This is a genomic window from Pseudomonas sp. GW821-FHT07G06 (genome assembly GCF_058986625.1).
Genome location: NZ_JBYSVW010000002.1, coordinates 166069 through 188031, shown reverse-complemented (window position 1 = coordinate 188031; position 21963 = coordinate 166069). Strand labels below are relative to the sequence as shown.

Annotated in this window: 17 protein-coding genes and 2 tRNA genes; 14 read left to right on the top strand and 5 right to left on the bottom strand. The window is 61.0% G+C overall.

The window, feature by feature from the left end; all coding sequences use genetic code 11:
• Positions 1-23: 23 nt before the first annotated feature.
• From AC3WJW_RS04400 to AC3WJW_RS04345, 12 genes are all read left to right on the top strand, one after another.
• Positions 24-1523 carry an NAD(P)H-hydrate dehydratase gene (locus AC3WJW_RS04400; protein ID WP_493725246.1) on the top strand — a complete coding sequence of 500 codons (1500 nt, stop codon included), beginning with the start codon at positions 24-26 and terminating at the stop codon, positions 1521-1523.
• Positions 1511-1981: a tRNA (adenosine(37)-N6)-threonylcarbamoyltransferase complex ATPase subunit type 1 TsaE gene (gene tsaE / locus AC3WJW_RS04395; RefSeq protein WP_007973252.1), complete on the top strand. Its 471-nt coding sequence runs from the start codon at positions 1511-1513 to the stop codon at positions 1979-1981. The genes AC3WJW_RS04400 and tsaE overlap by 13 nt, the downstream gene beginning before the upstream one ends.
• Positions 1982-3412 (top strand): N-acetylmuramoyl-L-alanine amidase, encoded by a 1431-nt coding sequence (locus AC3WJW_RS04390; RefSeq protein ID WP_493725245.1) that lies wholly within the window; start codon positions 1982-1984, stop codon positions 3410-3412. It abuts the gene before it with no gap.
• The gene (gene mutL, locus AC3WJW_RS04385) at positions 3409-5319 is read left to right on the top strand and encodes a DNA mismatch repair endonuclease MutL (RefSeq protein ID WP_007973255.1); all 1911 of its coding nucleotides are present in this window, start codon (positions 3409-3411) and stop codon (positions 5317-5319) included. The genes AC3WJW_RS04390 and mutL overlap by 4 nt, the downstream gene beginning before the upstream one ends.
• Positions 5319-6290, top strand: a complete 972-nt coding sequence (gene miaA / locus AC3WJW_RS04380; protein ID WP_493725244.1) for a tRNA (adenosine(37)-N6)-dimethylallyltransferase MiaA — start codon at positions 5319-5321, stop codon at positions 6288-6290. The genes mutL and miaA overlap by 1 nt, the downstream gene beginning before the upstream one ends.
• A gap of 93 nt (positions 6291-6383) precedes the next feature.
• Positions 6384-6644, top strand: a complete 261-nt coding sequence (gene hfq, locus AC3WJW_RS04375) for an RNA chaperone Hfq (protein ID WP_003221112.1) — start codon at positions 6384-6386, stop codon at positions 6642-6644.
• Positions 6645-6656: 12 nt separating this feature from the next.
• Positions 6657-7958 carry a ribosome rescue GTPase HflX gene (gene hflX / locus AC3WJW_RS04370; RefSeq protein ID WP_493725243.1) on the top strand — a complete coding sequence of 434 codons (1302 nt, stop codon included), beginning with the start codon at positions 6657-6659 and terminating at the stop codon, positions 7956-7958.
• A 96-nt stretch (positions 7959-8054) separates the two neighbouring features.
• A complete protein-coding gene (hflK, locus tag AC3WJW_RS04365) occupies positions 8055-9230 on the top strand; it encodes an FtsH protease activity modulator HflK (protein ID WP_102698659.1) in 1176 nt (391 codons plus the stop codon).
• Positions 9230-10099, top strand: a complete 870-nt coding sequence (gene hflC / locus AC3WJW_RS04360; RefSeq protein ID WP_007973264.1) for a protease modulator HflC — start codon at positions 9230-9232, stop codon at positions 10097-10099. The genes hflK and hflC overlap by 1 nt, the downstream gene beginning before the upstream one ends.
• A 312-nt stretch (positions 10100-10411) precedes the next feature.
• A complete protein-coding gene (locus tag AC3WJW_RS04355) occupies positions 10412-11599 on the top strand; it encodes an ATP phosphoribosyltransferase regulatory subunit (protein WP_007973265.1) in 1188 nt (395 codons plus the stop codon).
• 54 nt (positions 11600-11653) lie between these two features.
• On the top strand, positions 11654-12943 hold the full coding sequence (locus tag AC3WJW_RS04350) for an adenylosuccinate synthase (protein ID WP_007973267.1): 1290 nt from the start codon (positions 11654-11656) through the stop codon (positions 12941-12943).
• Between the two features lie 138 nt (positions 12944-13081).
• A complete protein-coding gene (locus AC3WJW_RS04345) occupies positions 13082-15016 on the top strand; it encodes a methyl-accepting chemotaxis protein (RefSeq protein WP_493725242.1) in 1935 nt (644 codons plus the stop codon).
• Positions 15017-15106: 90 nt separating this feature from the next.
• Here AC3WJW_RS04345 and AC3WJW_RS04340 read toward each other — a convergent pair whose 3' ends face one another.
• From AC3WJW_RS04340 to AC3WJW_RS04320, 5 genes are all read right to left on the bottom strand, one after another.
• Complete coding sequence (locus tag AC3WJW_RS04340) at positions 15107-16663, bottom strand: ABC transporter permease (RefSeq protein ID WP_493725241.1); 1557 nt, start codon at positions 16661-16663, stop codon at positions 15107-15109.
• Complete coding sequence (locus AC3WJW_RS04335) at positions 16663-17673, bottom strand: extracellular solute-binding protein (RefSeq protein WP_429391044.1); 1011 nt, start codon at positions 17671-17673, stop codon at positions 16663-16665. The genes AC3WJW_RS04340 and AC3WJW_RS04335 overlap by 1 nt, the downstream gene beginning before the upstream one ends.
• A complete protein-coding gene (locus tag AC3WJW_RS04330) occupies positions 17670-17984 on the bottom strand; it encodes a hypothetical protein (RefSeq protein ID WP_493725240.1) in 315 nt (104 codons plus the stop codon). The genes AC3WJW_RS04335 and AC3WJW_RS04330 overlap by 4 nt, the downstream gene beginning before the upstream one ends.
• A tRNA-Leu gene (locus AC3WJW_RS04325) sits at positions 17955-18041 on the bottom strand. Before AC3WJW_RS04325 ends, AC3WJW_RS04330 begins: the two co-directional genes overlap by 30 nt.
• Positions 18042-18209: 168 nt before the next feature.
• Positions 18210-18296 (bottom strand) — tRNA-Leu (locus AC3WJW_RS04320).
• A 224-nt stretch (positions 18297-18520) separates the two neighbouring features.
• Here AC3WJW_RS04320 and rnr point away from each other — a divergent pair.
• A complete protein-coding gene (gene rnr, locus AC3WJW_RS04315) occupies positions 18521-21157 on the top strand; it encodes a ribonuclease R (protein WP_493725239.1) in 2637 nt (878 codons plus the stop codon).
• Entirely contained in the window at positions 21154-21921 is a 768-nt protein-coding gene (rlmB, locus tag AC3WJW_RS04310) for a 23S rRNA (guanosine(2251)-2'-O)-methyltransferase RlmB (RefSeq protein ID WP_429391046.1), read from the top strand. Before rnr ends, rlmB begins: the two co-directional genes overlap by 4 nt.
• Positions 21922-21963: the final 42 nt, after the last annotated feature.

Here is a 21963-nt window from a genome sequence, read left to right as displayed (position 1 = left end):
CAGACATCGGAGCCCGAAGACGCATGCCGCACACTAAAGATGAATTACCCGACGCGCTGTACAGTGCCGCCCAGGTGCGAGCACTCGACGCGAGCCTGATTGCCGCCGGCACACCGGGTTTCGAATTGATGCAGCGCGCGGCGCGGGCGACCTGGCGGGCGCTGGTGCGGCAATGGCCGACAGCGAACGAACTCAGTGTACTCGCCGGTCATGGCAACAACGCCGGGGACGGGTACCTGGTGGCCGCGCTGGCCAAGCGGGCCGGTTGGGCAGTACGGGTTTTGGCGGTAGGGGACCCGCAGCGCTTGCAAGGCGATGCAGCGTTGGCCCACGTCGAGGCGGTGTCCGAGAACGTGCTCATCGAGCCTTGGACCGCACAATCCGGATTGCGCGGCATCGTCCTGGATGCTTTGCTTGGCACCGGACTGAGCGGCGATGTACGTGAGCCGTATGCCAGTGCCATCGCCGCGATCAATGTGAGCGGGCTGCCGGTCGCGGCGGTGGATATTCCTTCAGGACTGTGCGCCGATACCGGTCGTATCCTCGGCGTGGCGGTGCAGGCCGACCTGACAGTGACGTTTATCGGCTTGAAATTGGGATTGTTCACCGGCGAGGCGGCGGATGTGGTTGGCGAACTGCTGTTCAACGACTTGCACGCAGACCCCCGGTTGATAGAAAACGCTGCTTTTACCGCCCGTCGCCTGACTGCGGCTAACCTGCCGCGTCCAGCGGCGCGGGCGCCGGCTTCCCACAAAGGCAAATTCGGCCATGTGTTGCTGATTGGCGGCGATCGCGGGTTGGGTGGCGCGATTCTGCTTGGCGCGCAAAGTGCGCTGCGCAGCGGTGCGGGCATGGTGTCGGTGGCGACCCGCAGCGAGCATGTCGCGGCCGCGCTGGCGCGGATCCCCGAGGCGATGGTGCTGGGCACTTCCTCGGCCAATCAGCTGATGGATTTGCTGCAAAAGGTTTCCGTGTTGGTTGTCGGTCCGGGGCTGGGGCAGGCGGGGTGGGGGCGCAGCTTGTTGTCGGCCGCCGCTAACGCAGCGTTGCCGCAAGTCTGGGACGCCGATGCGCTGAACCTGTTGGCCGGGGAGAGTGTGAGTTTGCCCAGGGATTGCGTGATCACCCCGCACCCGGGCGAAGCGGCGCGTTTGATCGGAATGAGTACGGCGCAGGTTCAAGCCGACCGACCGGCAGCAGCCCATGCATTGAGCAAGAAATATTCGGCAGTCGTGGTGCTCAAGGGGGCCGGGAGCCTGGTTGCCTGTCCCGACGGGCGGCTGGCCGTCTGTCATCAGGGCCACCCGGCGATGGCTACTGCCGGTTTGGGAGATGTACTGGCCGGTTTGCTCGGCGCATTGCTGGCCCAGGGCATGGAGCCCTTCGACGCGGCCTGCCTGGCGGTCTGGCTGCACGCCAATGCCGGCGAGCAACAAGGAAAATTGGGCCGTGGGCTGGCGGCCAGTGATCTGATTCCAGTCATTCGTCAGTTGTTGGAGGAGCAAGCACCGTGTCTGAAGTAACCCTGTACCTGGCTGATGAGCAGGCCATGAGCGACTTTGGCGCACGCATTGCCCGAATCACCCAAGGCCATGGCCTGATCTTCCTCGAGGGCAACCTGGGGATGGGCAAAACCACGTTGTCCCGAGGCATCATCCGCGGCCTGGGGCATGTCGGGGCAGTAAAAAGTCCGACCTTCACCCTGGTTGAACCCTACGAGATTGGCGACATTCGCGCCTTCCATTTCGATTTGTACCGTCTGGTCGATCCGGAAGAGCTGGAGTTCCTCGGTATCCGCGACTATTTCGAAGACGATGCCCTGTGTCTGATCGAGTGGCCCGACAAAGGTGCAGGCTTTTTGCCAAAGCCGGACCTGACCATTACCATTAGCCCGCAAGACAGCGGGCGTTCGCTGAAAATTTTATCCCAGGGCTCGCGTGGCGAGGCCTGGTGTGCCGCTTTGGCATTGGAATCCAAATAAATGATGGGGTTAGGTATGCGCTTTCGCGCGTTGGTTGCTGCCGTAGGGGTGTTGTTTCTGGCGGTGACCGTCGACGCTGTGGCCGATTCGAAGGTCAACAGTGTTCGTCTGTGGCGGGCACCGGACAACACACGTCTGGTGTTTGACCTGACCGGCCCGGTGCAACACAGCGTGTTTACCCTGACCGCGCCGGATCGCCTGGTCATCGACATCAATGGTGCGACCCTCGGTGCGCCACTCAACGTCAACACGTCGAACACCCCGATTACCGCCATGCGCTCGGCTCAACGCACGCCGACCGACCTGCGGGTGGTCATTGACCTGAAAAAGGCGGTGACGCCAAAAAGCTTCTCCCTGGCGCCGAACGCCCAGTACGGCAACCGGTTGGTGGTCGATCTGTTCGATAACGCCGCGGATGCCGCGCCTCCTCCAGCGCCGACACCGTCGGTCGCCACGGTGCCCGCCGTGCCGGTCACGCCTGCCGAACCTGCAATCAAGCTGCCACCGGCCCCGGCCGGCAAGCGCGACATCATTGTGGTGATCGATGCCGGACACGGTGGCGAAGACCCGGGCGCATCGGGTTCTCGTGGTCAGCGTGAGAAAGACGTGGTGTTGCAGATCGCCCGCGAATTGCAACGTCAGATCAACGGCATGAAAGGTTTTCGCGCTGAGCTGACCCGTACCGGCGACTACTTCATTCCGTTGCGCGGCCGTACCGAAATTGCCCGCAAGAAGGGCGCCGACCTGTTCGTCTCGATCCACGCCGACGCAGCGCCTTCTGCCGCCGCATTCGGTGCCTCGGTGTTTGCCCTGTCCGATCGCGGTGCGACCTCGGAGACGGCACGCTGGCTGGCTGACAGCGAAAACCGTTCCGACCTGATCGGTGGTGCCGGCAACGTCAGCCTCGATGACAAGGACCGCATGCTCGCCGGCGTGCTGCTCGACCTGTCGATGACGGCCTCCCTGACGTCCAGCCTGAACGTTGGCCAGAAGGTGCTGAGCAATATTGGCCGGGTCACGCCTCTGCACAAGCAGCGGGTTGAACAGGCCGGGTTCATGGTGCTGAAGTCGCCGGATATTCCGTCGATCCTGGTCGAAACCGGGTTCATCTCCAACGCCAACGAAGCCTCGAAACTCGCGGCATCGAACCACCAGCAGGCGTTGGCGCGTTCGATCAGCAGCGGCGTGCGCCAGTTCTTCCAGCAGAACCCGCCGCCGGGCACTTACATTGCCTGGCTGCGCGACTCCGGCAAGATCGTGCAGGGTCCGCGTGACCACCGCGTCAACCCGGGCGAGACCCTGGCGATGATCGCCGTACGTTATCAGGTGTCGCCCGCGTCCCTGCGCAGTGCCAACAACCTGTCGAGCGATGAGCTCAAGATCGGTCAGCACCTGACCATTCCGGGCACTGAACTGGCGGCCAAAGAATGAATCAGGTCGTGAACAGCGGCGCTCGCATCGAGCTGCTCAGCCCGCGACTGGCGAACCAGATTGCCGCCGGTGAGGTGGTTGAGCGCCCGGCTTCGGTGATCAAGGAGCTGCTGGAAAACAGCCTCGACTCCGGTGCCAGGCGCATCGACGTCGATGTGGAGCAGGGCGGCGTCAAGTTACTGCGGGTGCGCGACGACGGTAGCGGCATTTCCGCCGATGACCTGCCGCTGGCCCTGGCCCGACACGCCACCAGCAAGATCCGCAACCTGGAAGACCTCGAACAGGTCATGAGCCTGGGCTTTCGTGGTGAGGCCCTGGCATCGATCAGCTCCGTCGCGCGCCTGACCCTGACCTCCCGCACCCGCGACGCCGATCAGGCCTGGCAGGTCGAGACCGAGGGTCGTGACATGGCGCCCCGCGTGCAGCCTGCGGCGCATCCGGTGGGCACTTCGGTTGAAGTGCGCGACCTGTTCTTCAACACGCCGGCGCGGCGCAAGTTTCTCAAGACCGAAAAAACCGAATTCGATCACCTGCAGGAAGTGATCAGGCGTCTGGCCCTGGCGCGCTTCGATGTGGCGTTCCATCTGCGCCACAACGGCAAGACCATCCTCAGCCTGCACGAGGCCCATGATGATGCGGCCCGTGCCCGGCGCGTGGCGGCGATTTGCGGGCCGGGTTTCCTGGAACAGGCCTTGCCGATCGAAATCGAGCGCAACGGCCTGCATCTATGGGGCTGGGTCGGACTGCCGACCTTCAACCGCAGCCAGGCCGATTTGCAGTATTTCTTCGTCAATGGCCGTGCCGTGCGCGACAAGCTGGTGGCCCACGCGGTACGCCAGGCCTATCGCGATGTGCTGTTCAACGGTCGGCACCCGACCTTCGTGCTGTTTTTCGAAGTCGATCCGACCGGGGTCGACGTCAATGTGCACCCGACCAAACACGAAGTGCGCTTCCGCGAAGGACGCATGGTCCACGATTTCCTCTACGGCACCTTGCACCGTGCCTTGGGCGATGTGCGACCGGACGATCATCTGGCGGCACCGGTTGCCACGGCCATCGTCCGGCCTACCGGCCTCGAAGCCGGTGAATTCGGACCCCAGGGCGAAATGCGCCTGGCCGCCAATGCGTTGCTGGAACAGCCTCAGGCGCAGCCCTCGTTCAATGCGCCGGCGGGTTCGGGTGCTGGCGCGGGTTATCAGTATCAATACACGCCGCGCCCGCAATCCGGTGTGCCTGTCGCCGAAGCGCAGGCCGCCTACCGCGAGTTTTTTGCGCCGCTGCCCGAGGCCAATGCCGTCGCGCTACCGGCCGGGCAGGACGACATCCCGCCGCTGGGTTATGCGCTGGCACAACTCAAGGGCATCTACATCCTTTCGGAAAACGCCCAGGGCCTGGTGCTGGTGGACATGCACGCCGCCCACGAGCGGATCATGTATGAGCGTCTGAAGGTGGCGATGGCCAGCGAGGGCCTGAGTGGTCAGCCGTTGCTGGTGCCGGAGTCCCTGGCCGTCAGTCAGCGTGAAGCCGATTGCGCCGAGGAACATGTCGCCTGGTTCCAGCGCCTGGGCTTTGAGTTGCAGCGCCTGGGCCCGGAAACCCTGGCCATCCGACAGATCCCGGCACTGCTCAAGCAGGCCGAAGCCAACCGGCTGGTCGCGGACGTCCTGGCTGATCTGATGGAATTCGGCACCAGCGACCGCATTCAGGCGCACCTGAACGAGTTGCTCGGGACCATGGCCTGCCACGGCGCGGTTCGGGCGAACCGGCGTCTGGCCCTGCCGGAAATGAATGCCCTGCTGCGTGACATGGAAAACACCGAGCGCAGCGGTCAATGCAACCATGGCCGACCGACCTGGACCCAACTGGGCCTGGACGATCTGGACAAACTGTTCTTGCGCGGTCGTTGATGAGCCAGCTCCCACCTGCGATTTTCCTGATGGGCCCGACCGCCGCCGGCAAGACCGACCTGGCCATCGAACTCACCAAGGTCCTGCCTTGCGAGTTGATCAGCGTCGATTCGGCGCTGGTCTACCGTGGCATGGACATCGGCACCGCCAAGCCTTCCAAAGAGCTGCTGGCGCAATATCCGCACCGTCTGATCGATATTCTCGACCCGGCCGAAAGCTATTCGGCCGCGGATTTCCGCCGTGACGCCCTGCAAGCCATGGCCGAGATCACTGCGCGCGGAAAAATTCCGCTGCTGGTAGGCGGCACGATGCTCTATTACAAGGCTTTGCTTGAAGGCCTGGCGGAGATGCCGGCCGCCGACCCGCACGTGCGCGCCCAGATCGAAGAAGAGGCTGCACGCCTTGGCTGGCAAGCCCTCCACGACCAGTTGGCAGTGATTGACCCGGTTTCTGCCGCGCGTATTCATCCGAACGATCCGCAGCGTCTGAGTCGAGCGCTGGAAGTTTATCGGGTAAGCGGTCAGAGCATGACTGCGCTACGCTTGCAACAATCTGCGCAAAGTACCGAAGCAGCCGCTTCGGGACAGCAACAATTGCCCTATACTGTCGCGAACTTGGCTATTGCCCCGGCAAATCGCCAGGTACTGCACGAGCGAATTAAACAAAGATTCACTTTAATGTTGGAACAGGGATTCATTGACGAGGTCGTAGCCCTGCGTAATAGAGGTGACCTGCATGCCGGGATGCCGTCTATACGTGCAGTAGGCTACCGCCAAGTCTGGGACTACCTGGATGGCAAGCTGACGTCAGCCGAGATGCAGGAGCGTGGAATCATTGCCACGCGCCAATTGGCGAAACGCCAGTTCACCTGGCTGCGCAGTTGGACTGACCTGCATTGGCTGGACAGTCTGGATTGCGACAATCTGCCGCGCGCCTTGAAATACCTTGGGACCATCTCCATATTGAGCTGAGTCCTTGCAATTGCCGTCTATCCTTGGGGGTGTGGCGGCTAAAGCCATCTGTTTACCTATTTTTTATATTGAATCCTTAAAGGAGTGCGGCACATGTCAAAAGGGCATTCGCTACAAGACCCTTACTTGAATACTTTACGTAAAGAGAAAGTTGGGGTGTCCATCTACCTGGTCAACGGTATCAAACTGCAAGGAACGATCGAGTCGTTCGACCAGTTCGTCATCCTGCTGAAAAACACCGTAAGCCAGATGGTCTACAAACACGCTATCTCTACAGTGGTACCGGTTCGTCCAATTCGTCTGCCTAGCGCAACCGAATCCGATGCAGGTGATGCTGAGCCAGGTAACGCCTGATAGGAGTCTCCTTTGTTCTTTGAGCGCCACGGTGGTGGTGAGCGAGTGATCCTCGTTCACTTGGATGGACAGGACCCTGAGGCGCGCGAAGATCCGCAGGAGTTTCAGGAATTGGCTAATTCGGCCGGCGCCGAGACCGTTGCGTTTTTTAACGTGCCGCGTCATCGGCCAACCGCCAAATTTCTGATTGGCAGCGGCAAGGTCGAGGAGCTACGCGATCTGGTCCATGCCGAAGAAGCAGACCTGGTCATCTTCAATCACGTCCTCACACCCAGTCAGGAACGTAACCTCGAACGTGTCTTCGAGTGTCGCGTGATCGACCGCACCGGTCTGATTCTCGATATTTTCGCGCAACGCGCCCGCACCCATGAAGGCAAGCTCCAGGTAGAACTGGCCCAGCTTGACCACATGAGCACCCGGCTGGTTCGTGGCTGGACCCACCTTGAGCGCCAGGGTGGCGGTATCGGCATGCGTGGCCCGGGTGAAACCCAGCTGGAAACCGACCGTCGTTTGCTCCGGGTTCGCCTGCGGCAGATCAAGGGCCGCCTGGAAAAAGTGCGCAGTCAGCGCGAACAGTCGCGACGCGGCCGTTCGCGTGCGGATATTCCTACCGTGTCCCTGGTGGGCTATACCAACGCCGGTAAATCCACGCTCTTCAATAACGTGACGAAATCCGACGTATACGCGGCTGACCAGTTGTTTGCCACGCTGGACCCGACCTTGCGCCGTCTGGAACTGGACGACCTGGGGCCGATTGTCCTGGCTGACACTGTGGGTTTCATTCGCCACTTGCCCCACAAGCTGGTCGAGGCATTTCGGTCTACGCTCGAAGAGTCGAGCAACTCCGACCTGCTGTTGCACGTGATCGATGCGGCCGAACCGGATCGCATGTTGCAGATCGAGCAGGTGATGGTGGTGCTGGGCGAGATTGGTGCCCAGGACTTGCCGATCCTCGAGGTCTATAACAAACTCGATTTGCTTGAAGGCGTTGAGCCACAAATCCAGCGCGACGAAACCGGCAGGCCCCAACGGGTCTGGCTCTCGGCACGTGATGGCACAGGTCTGGAATTGCTTGAGCAGGCCATTGCCGAGTTGCTGGGCAGTGAATTGTTTGTCGGTACCTTGCGCTTGCCTCAGCGCTTCGCGCGTCTGCGTGCACAGTTTTTTGAGCTGGGCGCGGTACAGAAAGAAGAATACGACGAAGAAGGTGTCAGCTTGCTGGCCATTCGATTGCCGCGCGCGGAGCTCAATCGACTGGTCAGTCGTGAAGGCGTTGTGCCGACGGAGTTTATCGAGCAACACACTTTGCAATAAAAGCCTGAGAAAGCGGTTGTGCCGTGGTGACAGGCATTCTGTAGCATTGGTCGGCGCGCCGTGGGTGCGTCTTTGCTTTATCAGATGGAGAGCGCTATGGCTTGGAATGAGCCGGGTGGCAACTCGAATAATCAGGATCCTTGGGGTGGCAAGCGTCGTAACAACGGCGACCGCAAGGGGCCACCGGATCTCGACGAGGCCTTCCGAAAGCTGCAGGAAAGCCTGAACGGTTTGTTCGGTGGTGGTAAGAAACGTGGTGGCGACGACGGCGGTGGTCCGGGCAAGAGTGGCGGCTTTGGCGGCCTGCTCGGCATCGGCCTGGTCGTGTTGGCCGCCGTTTGGCTGTACAGCGCGGTTTATGTCGTCGACGAGCAGGAGCAAGCCGTGGTGCTGCGCTTCGGCAAGTACTACGAAACCGTGGGTCCTGGCCTGAATATCTATTTCCCGCCGATCGACAAGAAGTACATGGAAAACGTCACGCGTGAGCGTGCCTACACCAAGCAGGGCCAGATGCTGACCGAAGACGAGAACATCGTCGAAGTGCCGCTGACCGTGCAGTACAAGATCAGCAACCTGCAGGACTTCGTGCTGAGCGTCGATCAGCCGGAAATCAGCCTGCAGCACGCGACCGACAGCGCCTTGCGCCATGTGGTGGGTTCCACCGCAATGGACCAGGTACTGACCGAAGGTCGTGAGTTGATGGCCAGCGAGATCAAGGAGCGTCTGCAACGCTTCATGGACACCTATCGCACCGGCATCACCGTTACCCAGGTCAACGTTCAGAGCGCAGCGGCACCGCGCGAAGTCCAGGAAGCCTTCGATGACGTGATCCGTGCCCGGGAAGACGAACAGCGTTCGCGCAACCAGGCCGAAACCTATGCCAACGGCGTTGTGCCGGAAGCCCGTGGTCAGGCCCAGCGCATCCTTGAGGATGCCAATGGTTACCGTGACGAGACCGTCTCGCGCGCCAAAGGTGAGGCCGATCGCTTCACCAAGCTGGTCGCCGAGTACCGCAAGGCGCCTGAAGTCACCCGCCAGCGTCTGTACCTGGACACCATGCAGGAAGTCTTCAGCAACACCAGCAAGGTGCTTGTGACCGGCAACAAGAACGGACAGAGCAACCTGTTGTACCTGCCGCTGGACAAGATGGTCGAAAGTGGTCGCAACACCAGCACTCCGGTGACCAGTGCGGCAGCCACCAGCAATGAAGCGAATGCGCGTGCGGCAGCTGATCTGCAGCAACAGCAAGCACGTACCAGGGAGAGTCGCTGATGAGCAATAAATCGCTGATCGCCCTTATTGTCGGCGTCGTCGTGGCGATCGCTGCCTGGAACTGCTTCTACATCGTGGCTCAGACCGAGCGTGCGGTGTTGCTGCAGTTCGGTCGCGTGGTCCAGACCGATGTTCAGCCAGGCCTGCATGTGAAAGTGCCCTACGTTAACCAGGTGCGTAAATTCGACGCACGCCTGATGACGCTGGATGCACCGACACAGCGCTTCCTGACGCTGGAAAAGAAAGCCGTGATGGTCGATGCCTACGCCAAGTGGCGTGTGAAGGACGCAGAGCGTTACTACACCGCGACTTCCGGCCTCAAGCAGATCGCCGACGAGCGTCTGTCCCGTCGTCTGGAATCGGGCCTGCGTGACCAGTTCGGTAAGCGCACCTTGCACGAAGTGGTCTCCGGTGAGCGCGATGCGTTGATGGCGGACATTACTGCTTCGCTGAACAAGATGGCTGAAAAAGAACTGGGCATCGAAGTGGTCGATGTGCGGGTCAAGACCATCGACCTGCCGAAAGAAGTGAACCGCAGCGTGTTCGAACGTATGAGCACCGAGCGTGAGCGTGAAGCTCGCGAGCACCGCGCCAAGGGTAACGAGCTGGCCGAAGGCATCCGTGCCGACGCCGATCGTCAACGCCGCGTGCTGCTGGCTGAAGCCTATCGTGAATCCGAAGAGGTTCGCGGTGACGGCGATGCCCAGGCCGCTGCGATCTACTCCAAGGCCTACGGTCAGGATCAGGAGTTCTACGCGTTCTACCGTAGCCTGCGTGCCTACCGTGAAAGCTTCGCGAACAAATCCGACGTCATGGTCCTCGACCCAAGCAGCGACTTCTTCCACTACCTGGAAAAAGCCAAGCCTTGATACGGCGTTGACCTGATTTATCCCCCGCCGGGCGGCTAAAACCTCTGGCGGGGTGATCCTTTGGGAAAACGTGTGTATGATGCGGCAGCCGGGAAATTCCCGGCTTTTTTGCGTCTGCATGTTTGATTGCTGTTTTAAAGCAGATGCCGGGCCGATTGGCTCGACAGTTTTTCGAGGAAAGTGGTTGGCGAAGCCGGTAGAAGGGCTTTTCGCTCCGTCGCTCATGCGCGTGGTTTGTGCGCAAGCCGATCATTTTCTGCTTCACTCAAGGCTCGCCGACAGGCTGGTCGCCCGGAGATAGGGGAAGGCGTAATGGCAACGGTAGACCGCTGGCTTCTGCCAGATGGCATCGAAGAAGTACTGCCACCGGAAGCTGCGCGTATTGAAGTCGCGCGTCGTCAGGTGTTGGATCTGTTCCAGAGCTGGGGTTACGAGTTTGTCGTGACTCCCCATATCGAGTACCTGGAATCCCTGCTGACCGGCGCGGGCCAGGACCTGGATCTGCGCACCTTCAAGGTCATCGACCCGCAATCGGGCCGCCAGATGGGTTTCCGTGCCGATATCACGCCGCAAGTGGCGCGCATCGATGCGCATACCCTGCGTCGTGAAGGCCCAAGCCGCCTGTGCTATGCCGGCAGCGTGCTGCATGCTCAGCCGCGTGCCTTGTCGTCCTCGCGCAGCCCGATTCAGCTGGGTGCCGAGTTGTACGGCGACGGCAGCCCGAGCAGCGACGTCGAAGTCATCAGCCTGATGCTGGCCATGCTGCAACTGGCCGATGTGCCGGATGTGCACATGGACCTCGGTCATGTCGGCATCTATCGCGGCCTGGCCCGTGCGGCCGGTTTGTCCGGTGAAGTCGAGCAACAGTTGTTCGATGCCTTGCAACGCAAGGCCATCGACGAGGTCATTACCTTGACCGAAGGCTTGCCTGCCGATCTGTCGGGCATGCTGCGGGCGTTGGTCGACCTGTGTGGCGGCCGTGAAGTGCTGGCTGCGGCCCGCGAGCGCCTGGCCAAGGCGCCTGCCCCGGTTCTGGCGGCGCTGGACGACCTGCTGGCGATTGCCGAGCGGTTGTCCGTACGTTTCCCTGAGCTGCCGCTGTATTTCGACCTGGGCGAGCTGCGCGGCTACCACTACCACACCGGTGTGGTGTTCGCCGTGTTCGTGCCGGGTGTTGGCCAGTCCATTGCCCAGGGCGGTCGTTACGACGACATCGGCGCCGACTTCGGTCGTGCCCGTCCGGCGACCGGCTTTTCCACCGATTTGAAAACCCTGGTGACCCTGGGGCGTGCTGAGATCGAGCTACCGTCTGGCGGTATCTGGATGCCTGACAGTACGGATGCGGCACTCTGGCAGCAGGTTTGCCAGTTGCGCAGTGAGGGTCAGCGTGTCGTTCAGGCCTTGCCTGGACAACCTTTGGCCGCCGCCCGTGAAGCGGACTGCGACCGGCAATTGATTCAGCAGAACGGGCTTTGGCAAGTATCGCCACTGGCTTCTTGAGTTTTCCTGCCGGCTGCCGCCGGCACCAAGTTTGCGCGAATGAGGACAAGTGTTATGGGTAAGAATGTCGTAGTCCTGGGCACCCAATGGGGTGATGAGGGCAAAGGCAAGATCGTTGATCTGCTGACCGAACATGCTGCCGCCGTAGTGCGCTACCAGGGTGGCCACAACGCGGGTCACACTCTGGTGATCGATGGCGAAAAAACCGTCTTGCACCTGATCCCGTCGGGCGTGCTGCGCGAAGGCGTGCAGTGCCTGATCGGCAACGGCGTGGTGGTTGCACCTGATGCCCTGCTGCGCGAGATCACCAAGCTGGAAGAAAAAGGTGTGCCGGTGCGCGAGCGCCTGCGTATCAGCCCGTCCTGCCCGCTGATCCTGTCCTTCCACGTTGCGCTGGACCAGGCCCGTGAAAAGGCTCGTGGCGAGCTGAAGATCGGTACCACCGGTCGCGGCATCGGCCCGGCCTACGAAGACAAGGTTGCACGTCGTGGCCTGCGTGTGGGCGACCTGCTCAACATGCCGCGCTTTGAAGACAAGCTGCGTGAACTGGTGGATTACCACAACTTCATGCTGGTGGGTTACTACAAAGAGCCAGCCATCGACTTCGACAAGACCCTGGCCGAGTGCAAGGAATACGCTGAGCTGCTCAAGCCGCTGATGCTGGACGTGACTGCCGAGCTGCACGACCTGCGTCGCGCTGGCAAAGACATCATGTTCGAAGGTGCCCAAGGCTCCCTGCTGGACATCGACCATGGTACCTACCCGTACGTGACCAGCTCCAACACCACCGCTGGCGGCGTAGCTACCGGTTCGGGTGTCGGCCCGATGTTCCTGGACTACATCCTGGGCATCACCAAGGCTTACACCACGCGTGTAGGTTCGGGTCCATTCCCGACGGAGCTGTTCGACGAAGTCGGTGCGCACCTGGCCAAACAAGGTCACGAGTTCGGCGCGACCACCGGCCGTGCTCGTCGTTGTGGCTGGTTCGATGCTGTTATCCTGCGTCGTGCTATCGATGTGAACAGCATTTCGGGCATCTGCCTGACCAAGCTGGACGTGCTCGACGGTCTGGAAACCATCAACATCTGCGTCGGCTACAAAGACGCAGAAGGCAAGGCCGTTGCCCCGACTGATGCCGACAGCTACGTGGGCCTGCAGCCTGTGTACGAAGAAGTGCCGGGCTGGACCGAGTCGACCGTGGGTGCCAAGACCCTGGAAGAGCTGCCAGCTAACGCCCGTGCTTACATCAAGCGCGTTGAAGAGCTGATCGGTGCGCCGATCGACATTATTTCGACGGGCCCGGACCGCAACGAAACCATCGTTCTGCGTCATCCGTTCGCTTGATAAGTCGTTGATGTAAAACACAAAGGCTCCTTAATCGGGGCCTTTGTCGTATTTGTCTGCAGGACGGCATGACCTTTGCTGTAAATATCTTCAAAAGAATGCCATCAAATTAATGGCGTCCAAGTAGAGGGATTCACAGTGTCGGCCGTTCTCTCACTGTTACAAAGCCGTTTGTTGCGGCCTGTGTTCGTTACCCTGGGTATCGCCCTTTTGGTGCAGGTGCTGGTGGCTGTTGCTCTGACCCGGAGCACGGTGACCGCGCTCGAAGCCGATCTGGGCACGCGCCTGGGCGCGGACAGTCAAAAACTTTCCGCCGAGCTTGAGCAGGCCGGGCGTGAAGTCACGTCCAGTCTGGACAGCCTTTCTACCAGTACACGTCAGCGCCTCACGGCCGGTTTGTCCTCGCGTCTTGAGGAAGAGCAGGCGCAATTGCGTTCGACCCTGGAAAAGGACCTGAAGGACTCCGCCAACGATATGGCGCAGCTTCTGGCTTCGGTCGCGCCCCGCGCCATGTGGGACAACGACATTCCGACGCTGTCCGAATTCGCCCGCCGGGCCCAGCGTAATCCCAATGTGCTGTTCGTGGTGTATGACGACGCTACCGGTCAGCACCTGACGCGCTACCTCAACCGGGAAAACCCGATCAACAAGGCGCTGCTGGAAAAAGGCCAGGGCGAGCGGGCGCTCGACAAGGTGCTGGATGCAGCGAAGAACGATCCTTCGGTCTTCTACATCGAGGCCTCGATCAATCCCAATGGCGTGGAAATCGGCAAGGTCCTGATGGGGGTCTCGACGGCGTCGGTGGAGACTGATCTCGCGGCCCTCGACAAGCGCTTCTCGGCCTTGATCGCCAGCAGTGATCAACTGGTCGGCGACAGCCTCAAAGGCGCCGCCGCCGACAGCGCAACGGCGATGCGCGCGCGTCTGCAGTCGGCGCAGTCCACAGCGGCTGAAATGAAAGCCAACACCACCAGCACCGTACAGGAAGCCGCTGCAACACTGCGCTGGCGCATCGGCGTGTGTCTGGCAGTCGTGGGTTTTGGTGTCCTGCTGTTGCTGGCGGTGGTGCTCGGTCGTCGAGTGGTCAATCGCCTGAAAATGCTGATCGTTGCCATGGATGACCTGGCTGCGGGCGAGGGCGATCTGACCAAGCGTGTACAGATCAACAGCAAGGACGAAATCGGTGACATGGCCTCGGCGGTCAATCGCTTTGTGGATAAGTTGCAGCCGATCGTGCGCGAGGCGGGCGATGTGGCTCAGCGTACCGGCGTCGAGATTGGTGCCATGACCCTGCGCAACGCGGGTGCGGACGCAGCGGCTGGCATGCAGCGTGACGAAGTGGCGGAGAGCTTGCGTGCCCTGTCGCAAATGGCGGATGAGGCGCAGTCGGAAAGCCACGCCATGCAGGCGGCGCTGAAGCAGGTGGTGGAGATTCGTCAGGCCACCGATGAAAACACCCGGACCTCGGCGAAAGTCGGCAGCCTGATCGAGGAGTTGGCGGGGCAGGTCAATACCGGCGCCCAGGTGATCGAGCGCCTGGCGCAGCAAAGCCAGCAGATTGAAGTGGTGTTGACGGTGATCCACGGCATCGCCGAGCAGACCAACCTGCTGGCGCTGAACGCGGCGATTGAAGCGGCGCGTGCCGGCGAGACCGGGCGCGGGTTTGCGGTGGTGGCAGATGAGGTGCGGGCACTGGCGAGCAAGACGCAGAGCTCCACTGGCGATATCCAGGCGCATATCGTGGCCTTGCAGCAGGGCGCGCGCGAGGCGGTCGCGGCAATCGGTCAGGCCGGGCGCCAGGCCAACGAAGGTTTGGTGGTACTGCGTGACAGTGCACGGTTGCAGCAGTCGGTGCAGGTGTCGGTTGAGCAGGTGCATGCGGCGATCGGTCTGGCGACCCAGGCTGCGGCGCATCAGGCGCAGGGGGCGCAGGCAGTGCGTGGTCGGGTCGAGACCATTCATGCCCAGGCCGAGAAAGCGGCTCAGGCGGTGGTGGAGACCACGGCCAGCGGCAAGGTGCTGGATGGGTTGGCGGCGCAGTTGAAGGCGAGCCTGGGGCAGTTCAGGGCTTAAAAGATCAAAAGATCGCAGCCTGCGGCAGCTCCTGCATGGAAATATGCGTTTCCTTGTAGGAGCTGCCGCAGGCTGCGATCTTTTGCTTTGTCAGCGGCTCAAATACATCCGCGTCGTCAGTAGATAAACCGGTAACCCCGACACCACGATCAACAACGCCGCATAAGGCGCAGCCGCCGCAAACTCCACATTCGCGGTGTGTGCCCAGACTTCCGTTGCCAATGTATTGAGCCCCGTCGGACTCAGCAGCAAGGTCGCCGTCAGTTCTTTCATCGCATCCAGGAACACCAGGGCAAAAGCCGCGCCCAGTGCCGGGAAAATGATCGGCAGTGTCACTCGACAGAACGCACTGAAAGACGAGGCGCCCAGTGTGCGTGCCGCTTCTTCAAGCTGCGGTGCCGCCTTGTTCAGGGCGGTGCGAATCGGCGCCTGGGCCAGCGGCAGAAACAGCAGGGCGTACGCGATCAGCAGCAATGCCGAAGTCTGGTAAAGCATCGGCACGTAGTGCAGGGCGAAATACACCAGGGTCAGGGCAATGACCAGTCCGGGCAGGGCGTGCAGCAGATACGGCAAGCGCTCGGCCCAGATCGCCAGTTGGCCCTTGTAGCGCACGACCAGCAGGCCGACCGGCACCGCCAGCACCAGGCACACCGCAGCGCCACCCAACGACAGTGCGAGGGATGACAGCAATGCTTCGCCGATGGCTGCCATTGGAAAGGCCGCCGATGATCCGACGGCCAGCCAGTAAGCCAGCATGCCCAGCGGAATCCCGCTGCCGACGATTGCCAGCAGCAGGCAATAAAGCTGTCCTGCCACAGCCCAGGGTCCCAGTTGAACCTGTTCCGCGCGTCGCGCCGCACCCTGGCCAGTGCGCACGTGTCGCCCCTTGCCGCGCACGCGCAACTCCAGCCACAACAGCGCCAGGCACAGCATCAGTAGTACGGCGGAGAGCATCGCCGCATTGGCATTGCTGAATTCCAGCTCGAACTGCTGGTAGATCGCCGTGGTGAAGGTTTGCAGGCCGATGATCGACAGCGCGCCGAATTCCACCAGCATATGCAGGGCAATCAGCAAGGAACCGGCGAGCAGCGACGGCCAGAGCAGGGGCAGGGTGACCTTGAAGAATACGCCCCAGCGGTTTTGTCCCAGCGTGCGCGCCGACTCTTCCAGGGATGGGTCGAGGTTGCGCAGGGTCGCCGCCACCGGCAGGAAAATCAGCGGGTATTTAGAAAGCGTCATCACCAGAATCGCGCCGCCGAGCCCTTCGAAATGAGCGCTCAATGAAACCCAGGTGAAACTGCTGACAAACGCCGGTACGGCGAAGGGCAGGCACAGGATCACACCCCACAGGCGTCGCCCCGGCAGACTGCTGCGCTCCAGCAACCATGCCAGCGACAGGCCGATCACGCCGCAGGCCAGCGTCACGCCGACCATCAGCGCCAGGGTGTTGCGCAGCAGTCCGAACACATAAGGGCGCCACAGCAAATGCAGCGCCTCGGCCCAGCCTGCTTGCCAGGCCTTGAACCCGACATAGGCCAACGGCAGCAGGCTGAGCACCACCAGTAGCAAAACCGGCAGGACCAGCCATATCGACGGCCGCTTGCGCCGCGGCATGTACCCGCCATGCGCACAAAGCGATGCGCTCATCAGTTCAGGCCAACTTCACGTTCCAGGTCCAGGGCTTCTTCGGCATTGCCCAGGTCGGCTGGCGTGACTTTCGGTGCTTGCAGCTCGCTGAATGGCTTGAGCCCGCGATCAGATTCCATGCCTTTGTGCAGCGGGTATTCGGCGGTGGTCTGGGTGATCACGCGCTGGCCTTCCTCGCTGGCCATGTAGGCGAGCAATTGCTGTGCTTCTGTTGGGTGTTTGCTGGATTTCAGGACGGCTGCGCTGGACACGGTGATCAGCCCGCCGACGTCGCCGCCGGTGAAGTAGTGCAGTTTCGAATCGAGCTGGCCTTTTTCACGCTGCAAGGCGAACCAGTAGTAGTTGTTGACCAGCACGGTGGCCACTTCGCCATTTTCCACGGCTTTGAGCGCGACCATGTTGTTGCTGTAGGTCTTGCCGAATGCGCGCAGCCCGGTCAGCCATTCTTCGGCAGCGTCCATGCCGTGCACTTTGATGATGGCGACGGCTTGTTCCTGGAAGGCGCCGCTGGTGGGCACGAAGCCGACCTTGCCTTGCCATTTGGGATTGGAGAATTCCATCACCGAGGTCGGCAGGTCTTTTTCATCAATCAGCTTGGGGTTGTAGGCGACGACGCGCACCCGGGCAGTCACGCCAATCCAGGTGCCATTGCTGGCGACGTATTCCTTGGGCAGAACGGCCAGCGTGGCGTCATCCGCCTTGGCCAGCAGGCCTTGTTCGCCCAGTTTGTTCAGTGGCGGCGATTCTTCGGTGTAGATCACGTCGGCAGGGGAGCGGTCGCCTTCTTCGACGACCTGGCTGGCGAGCTGGTTGCTGCTGCCTTTACGTACATTGACGTGGATCCCGGTCTTGGCTTCGAAGGCTTTGGCGACCGCGTCGCCGACTTCTTTGTGTTGGCCGTTGTAGAGTGTCAGGGAAACCGGGTCGGCGGCTTGGGTGAGGGGAGTGGCGAGTGCCAGGCCGAGCAGGGTAATGGTCAAGCCGCGGCGCAGGGTATTTCGAAACATCATTCGCAGGGTTCCTCACTGTCGCATTGCAAAAACTTGCAACAATGATAAACGATATTGTTTCTCAAATGCGCCCTCAGGTTTACCGGAGCGATACACAACCCTGTGTAGGAGCTGCCGAAGGCTGCGATCTTTTGATCTTGATCTTTAAAAATCAAAGTCAAAAGATCGCAGCCTTCGGCAGCTCCTACACCGGTCATGCGGATATTTTCGAATGGCAGAAACGCAAAAACCCGCTTTCGCGGGTTTTTGTGAAATTCAAGGCCGTAACCTTGAACTTGAATTGGTGCCCAGAAGAAGACTCGAACTTCCACGACCGTAAGGTCACCAGCACCTGAAGCTGGCGTGTCTACCAATTTCACCATCTGGGCATTCATCTTCAGCGTTGCCGCTGTTGATGTGGCGCACTATACGGAGAGCGTTTTGATCTGTAAACCCCTGATTTTAAAAATTAATAAACCAGTGTTCCAGAATGCAAAAACCCGCTTTCGCGGGTTTTTGTGTGAGCCTTGAAATTGATCTAATCTCAAGCTCGAAATTGGTGCCCAGAAGAAGACTCGAACTTCCACGACCTTGCGGTCACCAGCACCTGAAGCTGGCGTGTCTACCAATTTCACCATCTGGGCAGTATCGGCAACGTCTCCGTCGTCGATGGCGCGCACTATACGGAGCGTCTTTTTAACTGTAAACCCCCGGCATCAAAAAAACCTGGAAAATTTCGCCAGCGGTCTTCAAAACAGCTTTGCGGTGTCGATACAGGGCTTTAGATGGCTCGTCTTAGCCTGAAATTTCCCGTTTCATTACGCCTATGCCAAACTAACCCGCATATAGACAAGGTGAAAACTCTCTAATGGCCGATTGGCAGTCCCTCGATCCCGAGGCCGCTCGTGAAGCGGAAAAATATGAAAACCCTATTCCTAGCCGCGAACTGATCCTTCAGCATCTTGCTGATCGGGGTTCGCCTGCTAACCGCGAGCAACTGGTCGAAGAGTTTGGTCTGACCACAGAAGACCAGATCGAAGCCCTGCGCCGCCGCCTGCGCGCCATGGAGCGCGATGCTCAACTCATCTATACCCGTCGTGGCACTTATGCGCCGGTGGACAAGCTTGATCTGATCCTGGGCCGCATCAGCGGTCACCGCGACGGCTTCGGCTTCCTGGTGCCGGACGACGGCAGTGACGATCTGTTCATGAGCCCGGCGCAGATGCGTCTGGTGTTCGACGGTGACCGTGCCCTGGCGCGTGTTTCCGGCCTGGACCGTCGCGGTCGCCGCGAAGGCATGATCGTCGAAGTGGTGTCTCGTGCCCACGAGACCATCGTTGGCCGCTACTTCGAAGAGGGCGGCATCGGTTTCGTCGTTGCCGACAATCCGAAGATCCAGCAGGAAGTGCTGGTAACGCCTGGCCGCAATGCCAACGCGCAGATCGGTCAGTTCGTCGAAGTGAAGATCACTCACTGGCCGACGCCACGCTTCCAGCCGCAAGGCGACGTGGTCGAAGTCGTGGGCAACTACATGGCGCCGGGCATGGAAATCGATGTCGCCCTGCGCACCTACGACATTCCTCACGTCTGGCCTGATGCCGTGCTCAAGGAAGCCGGCAAGCTCAAGCCGGAAGTCGAAGAGAAAGACAAAGAAAAACGCATCGACCTGCGCCATCTGCCGTTCGTCACCATCGACGGCGAAGATGCTCGCGACTTCGACGATGCGGTTTACTGCGAAGCCCGTCCGGGCAAGCTGCGCCTGTTCTCGGGTGGCTGGAAGTTGTACGTGGCGATTGCCGACGTATCCAGCTACGTGAAGCTTGGTTCGGCACTGGATGCCGAAGCGCAGGTTCGCGGCAACTCGGTGTACTTCCCCGAGCGCGTGATTCCGATGCTGCCTGAGCAGCTGTCCAACGGCCTGTGCTCGCTGAACCCGCAAGTCGATCGCCTGGCCATGGTTTGCGAGATGACCATCTCCAAATCCGGCGAAATGACCGACTACTGCTTCTACGAAGCGGTGATCCACTCCCATGCGCGCCTGACCTACAACAAGGTCAGCGCCATGCTCGAAACGCCGAAAGCCACCGAAGCCCGCAAGCTTCGTGGCGAGTACACCGATGTCGTGCCGCACCTCAAGCAGCTGTACTCGCTGTACAAGGTATTGCTGGCGGCCCGTCACGTTCGTGGCGCGATCGATTTCGAGACCCAGGAAACCCGGATCATCTTCGGTTCCGAGCGCAAGATCGCCGAAATCCGTCCGACCGTACGCAACGACGCACACAAGCTGATCGAGGAGTGCATGCTGGCGGCCAACGTGGCCACTGCCGAATTCCTGAAAAAGCACGAAATTCCTGCGTTGTACCGTGTTCACGATGGTCCGCCACCGGAGCGTCTGGAAAAGCTGCGCGCCTTCCTCGGCGAGCTCGGCCTGTCCCTGCACAAAGGCAAGGACGGTCCGTCGCCGAAGGATTACCAGGCATTGCTGGCCGGTATCAAGGATCGTCCGGATTTCCACCTGATCCAGACTGTCATGCTGCGTTCGTTGAGCCAGGCGGTGTACAGCGCCGATAACCAGGGCCACTTCGGCCTGAATTACGAAGCCTATACCCACTTCACCTCGCCGATCCGCCGCTACCCGGATTTGCTCACGCATCGCGCAATCCGCAGCGTGATCCATTCCAAGCAGAACACCCCGCACGTTCGCCGTGCCGGTGCGATGACCATTCCGAAGGCGCGCATCTATCCGTACGACGAAGCGGCCCTGGAGCAACTCGGCGAGCAATGCTCGATGAGCGAGCGCCGTGCCGACGAAGCGACTCGCGACGTGGTGAACTGGCTCAAGTGCGAGTTCATGAAAGATCGCGTGGGCGAATCGTTCCCGGGTGTGATCACCGCCGTGACCGGTTTTGGTCTGTTCGTCGAGCTGACCGACATCTACGTCGAAGGCCTGGTGCACGTCACCGCGCTGCCGGGCGATTACTACCACTTCGACCCTGTGCACCATCGCCTGGCCGGTGAGCGCACCGGTCGCAGCTTCCGCCTGGGTGACACCGTGGAAGTGCGGGTCATGCGCGTCGACCTCGACGAACGCAAGATCGACTTCGAGATGGCCGAAAAAACCATCAGTGCACCGATCGGCCGCAAAAAGCGTGGCACGGAAGCGGCAGCACCTGCAGCCCTCTCTACAAAAACAGTCGCAGAACCGGCCCCGGCGAAAACCGGTCGCCGTCCTGCCAAGGAAAAGGCTGTGGAAGCCTATCGCCCGAGCGATGCCGCGGCGAAAAACGCCGAAGTGCGCAAAAGTCGTGAAATGAAACAGGCGTTGCTGGCCGGTGCGAAAAGCGGCGGTAAAGCGGCGTCTGGGGGAAAGACCAGCCGGTCGGCGCCTGACAAGGCCGTCGGCGGCAAGCCAGCCAAACCGAGCAAACATCGTAAAGGCCCGCCAAAAGCGGGCTCGGCTCCAGCCAAGAGTGGCGGGGCGCGTAAACCTAAGGCCAAGCCATGAGTCAGTTGGAAAAGATCTACGGCGTCCATGCTGTAGAAGCGTTGTTGCGTCACCACCCGAAACGCGTCAAGCAGATCTGGCTGGCCGAAGGCCGCAATGATCCTCGGGTCCAGACGCTGATTGAGCTGGCCAACGAAAACCGGGTCCAGGTCGGCCAGGCCGAGCGCCGCGAAATGGACGCCTGGGTTGAGGGCGTGCACCAGGGCGTGGTCGCGGAGGTGAGTCCGAGCCAGGTCTGGGGCGAGGCAATGCTAGACGAACTGCTCGATCGCACCGACGGCGCGCCGTTGTTGCTGGTGCTCGACGGCGTGACCGATCCGCACAACCTCGGCGCCTGCCTGCGCTCCGCCGATGCGGCGGGCGCGCTGGCAGTGATCGTGCCGAAGGACAAGTCGGCGACCCTGACGCCGGTTGTACGAAAAATCGCCTGTGGCGCGGCGGAAGTGATTCCGCTGGTTGCCGTGACCAACCTGGCGCGCACCCTGGAAAAACTCCAGCAGCGCGGCTTGTGGGTTGTCGGTACGGCCGGCGAGGCTGAGGTCAGTCTGTATGACCAGGATCTCACCGGTCCGACCATCCTCATCATGGGCGCCGAAGGCAAGGGCATGCGTCGCCTGACCCGTGAGCATTGCGATTATCTGGTGAACCTGCCGATGGCCGGTAGCGTCAGCAGTCTCAACGTTTCCGTGGCGACGGGCGTTTGCCTGTTCGAAGCGCAGCGCCAGCGCAGCGTCAAAGCCAAGGCCGCCGCCAAGAAATCCTGATTTACGCAGGCCTCCTGTAGGAGCTGCCGAAGGCTGCGATCT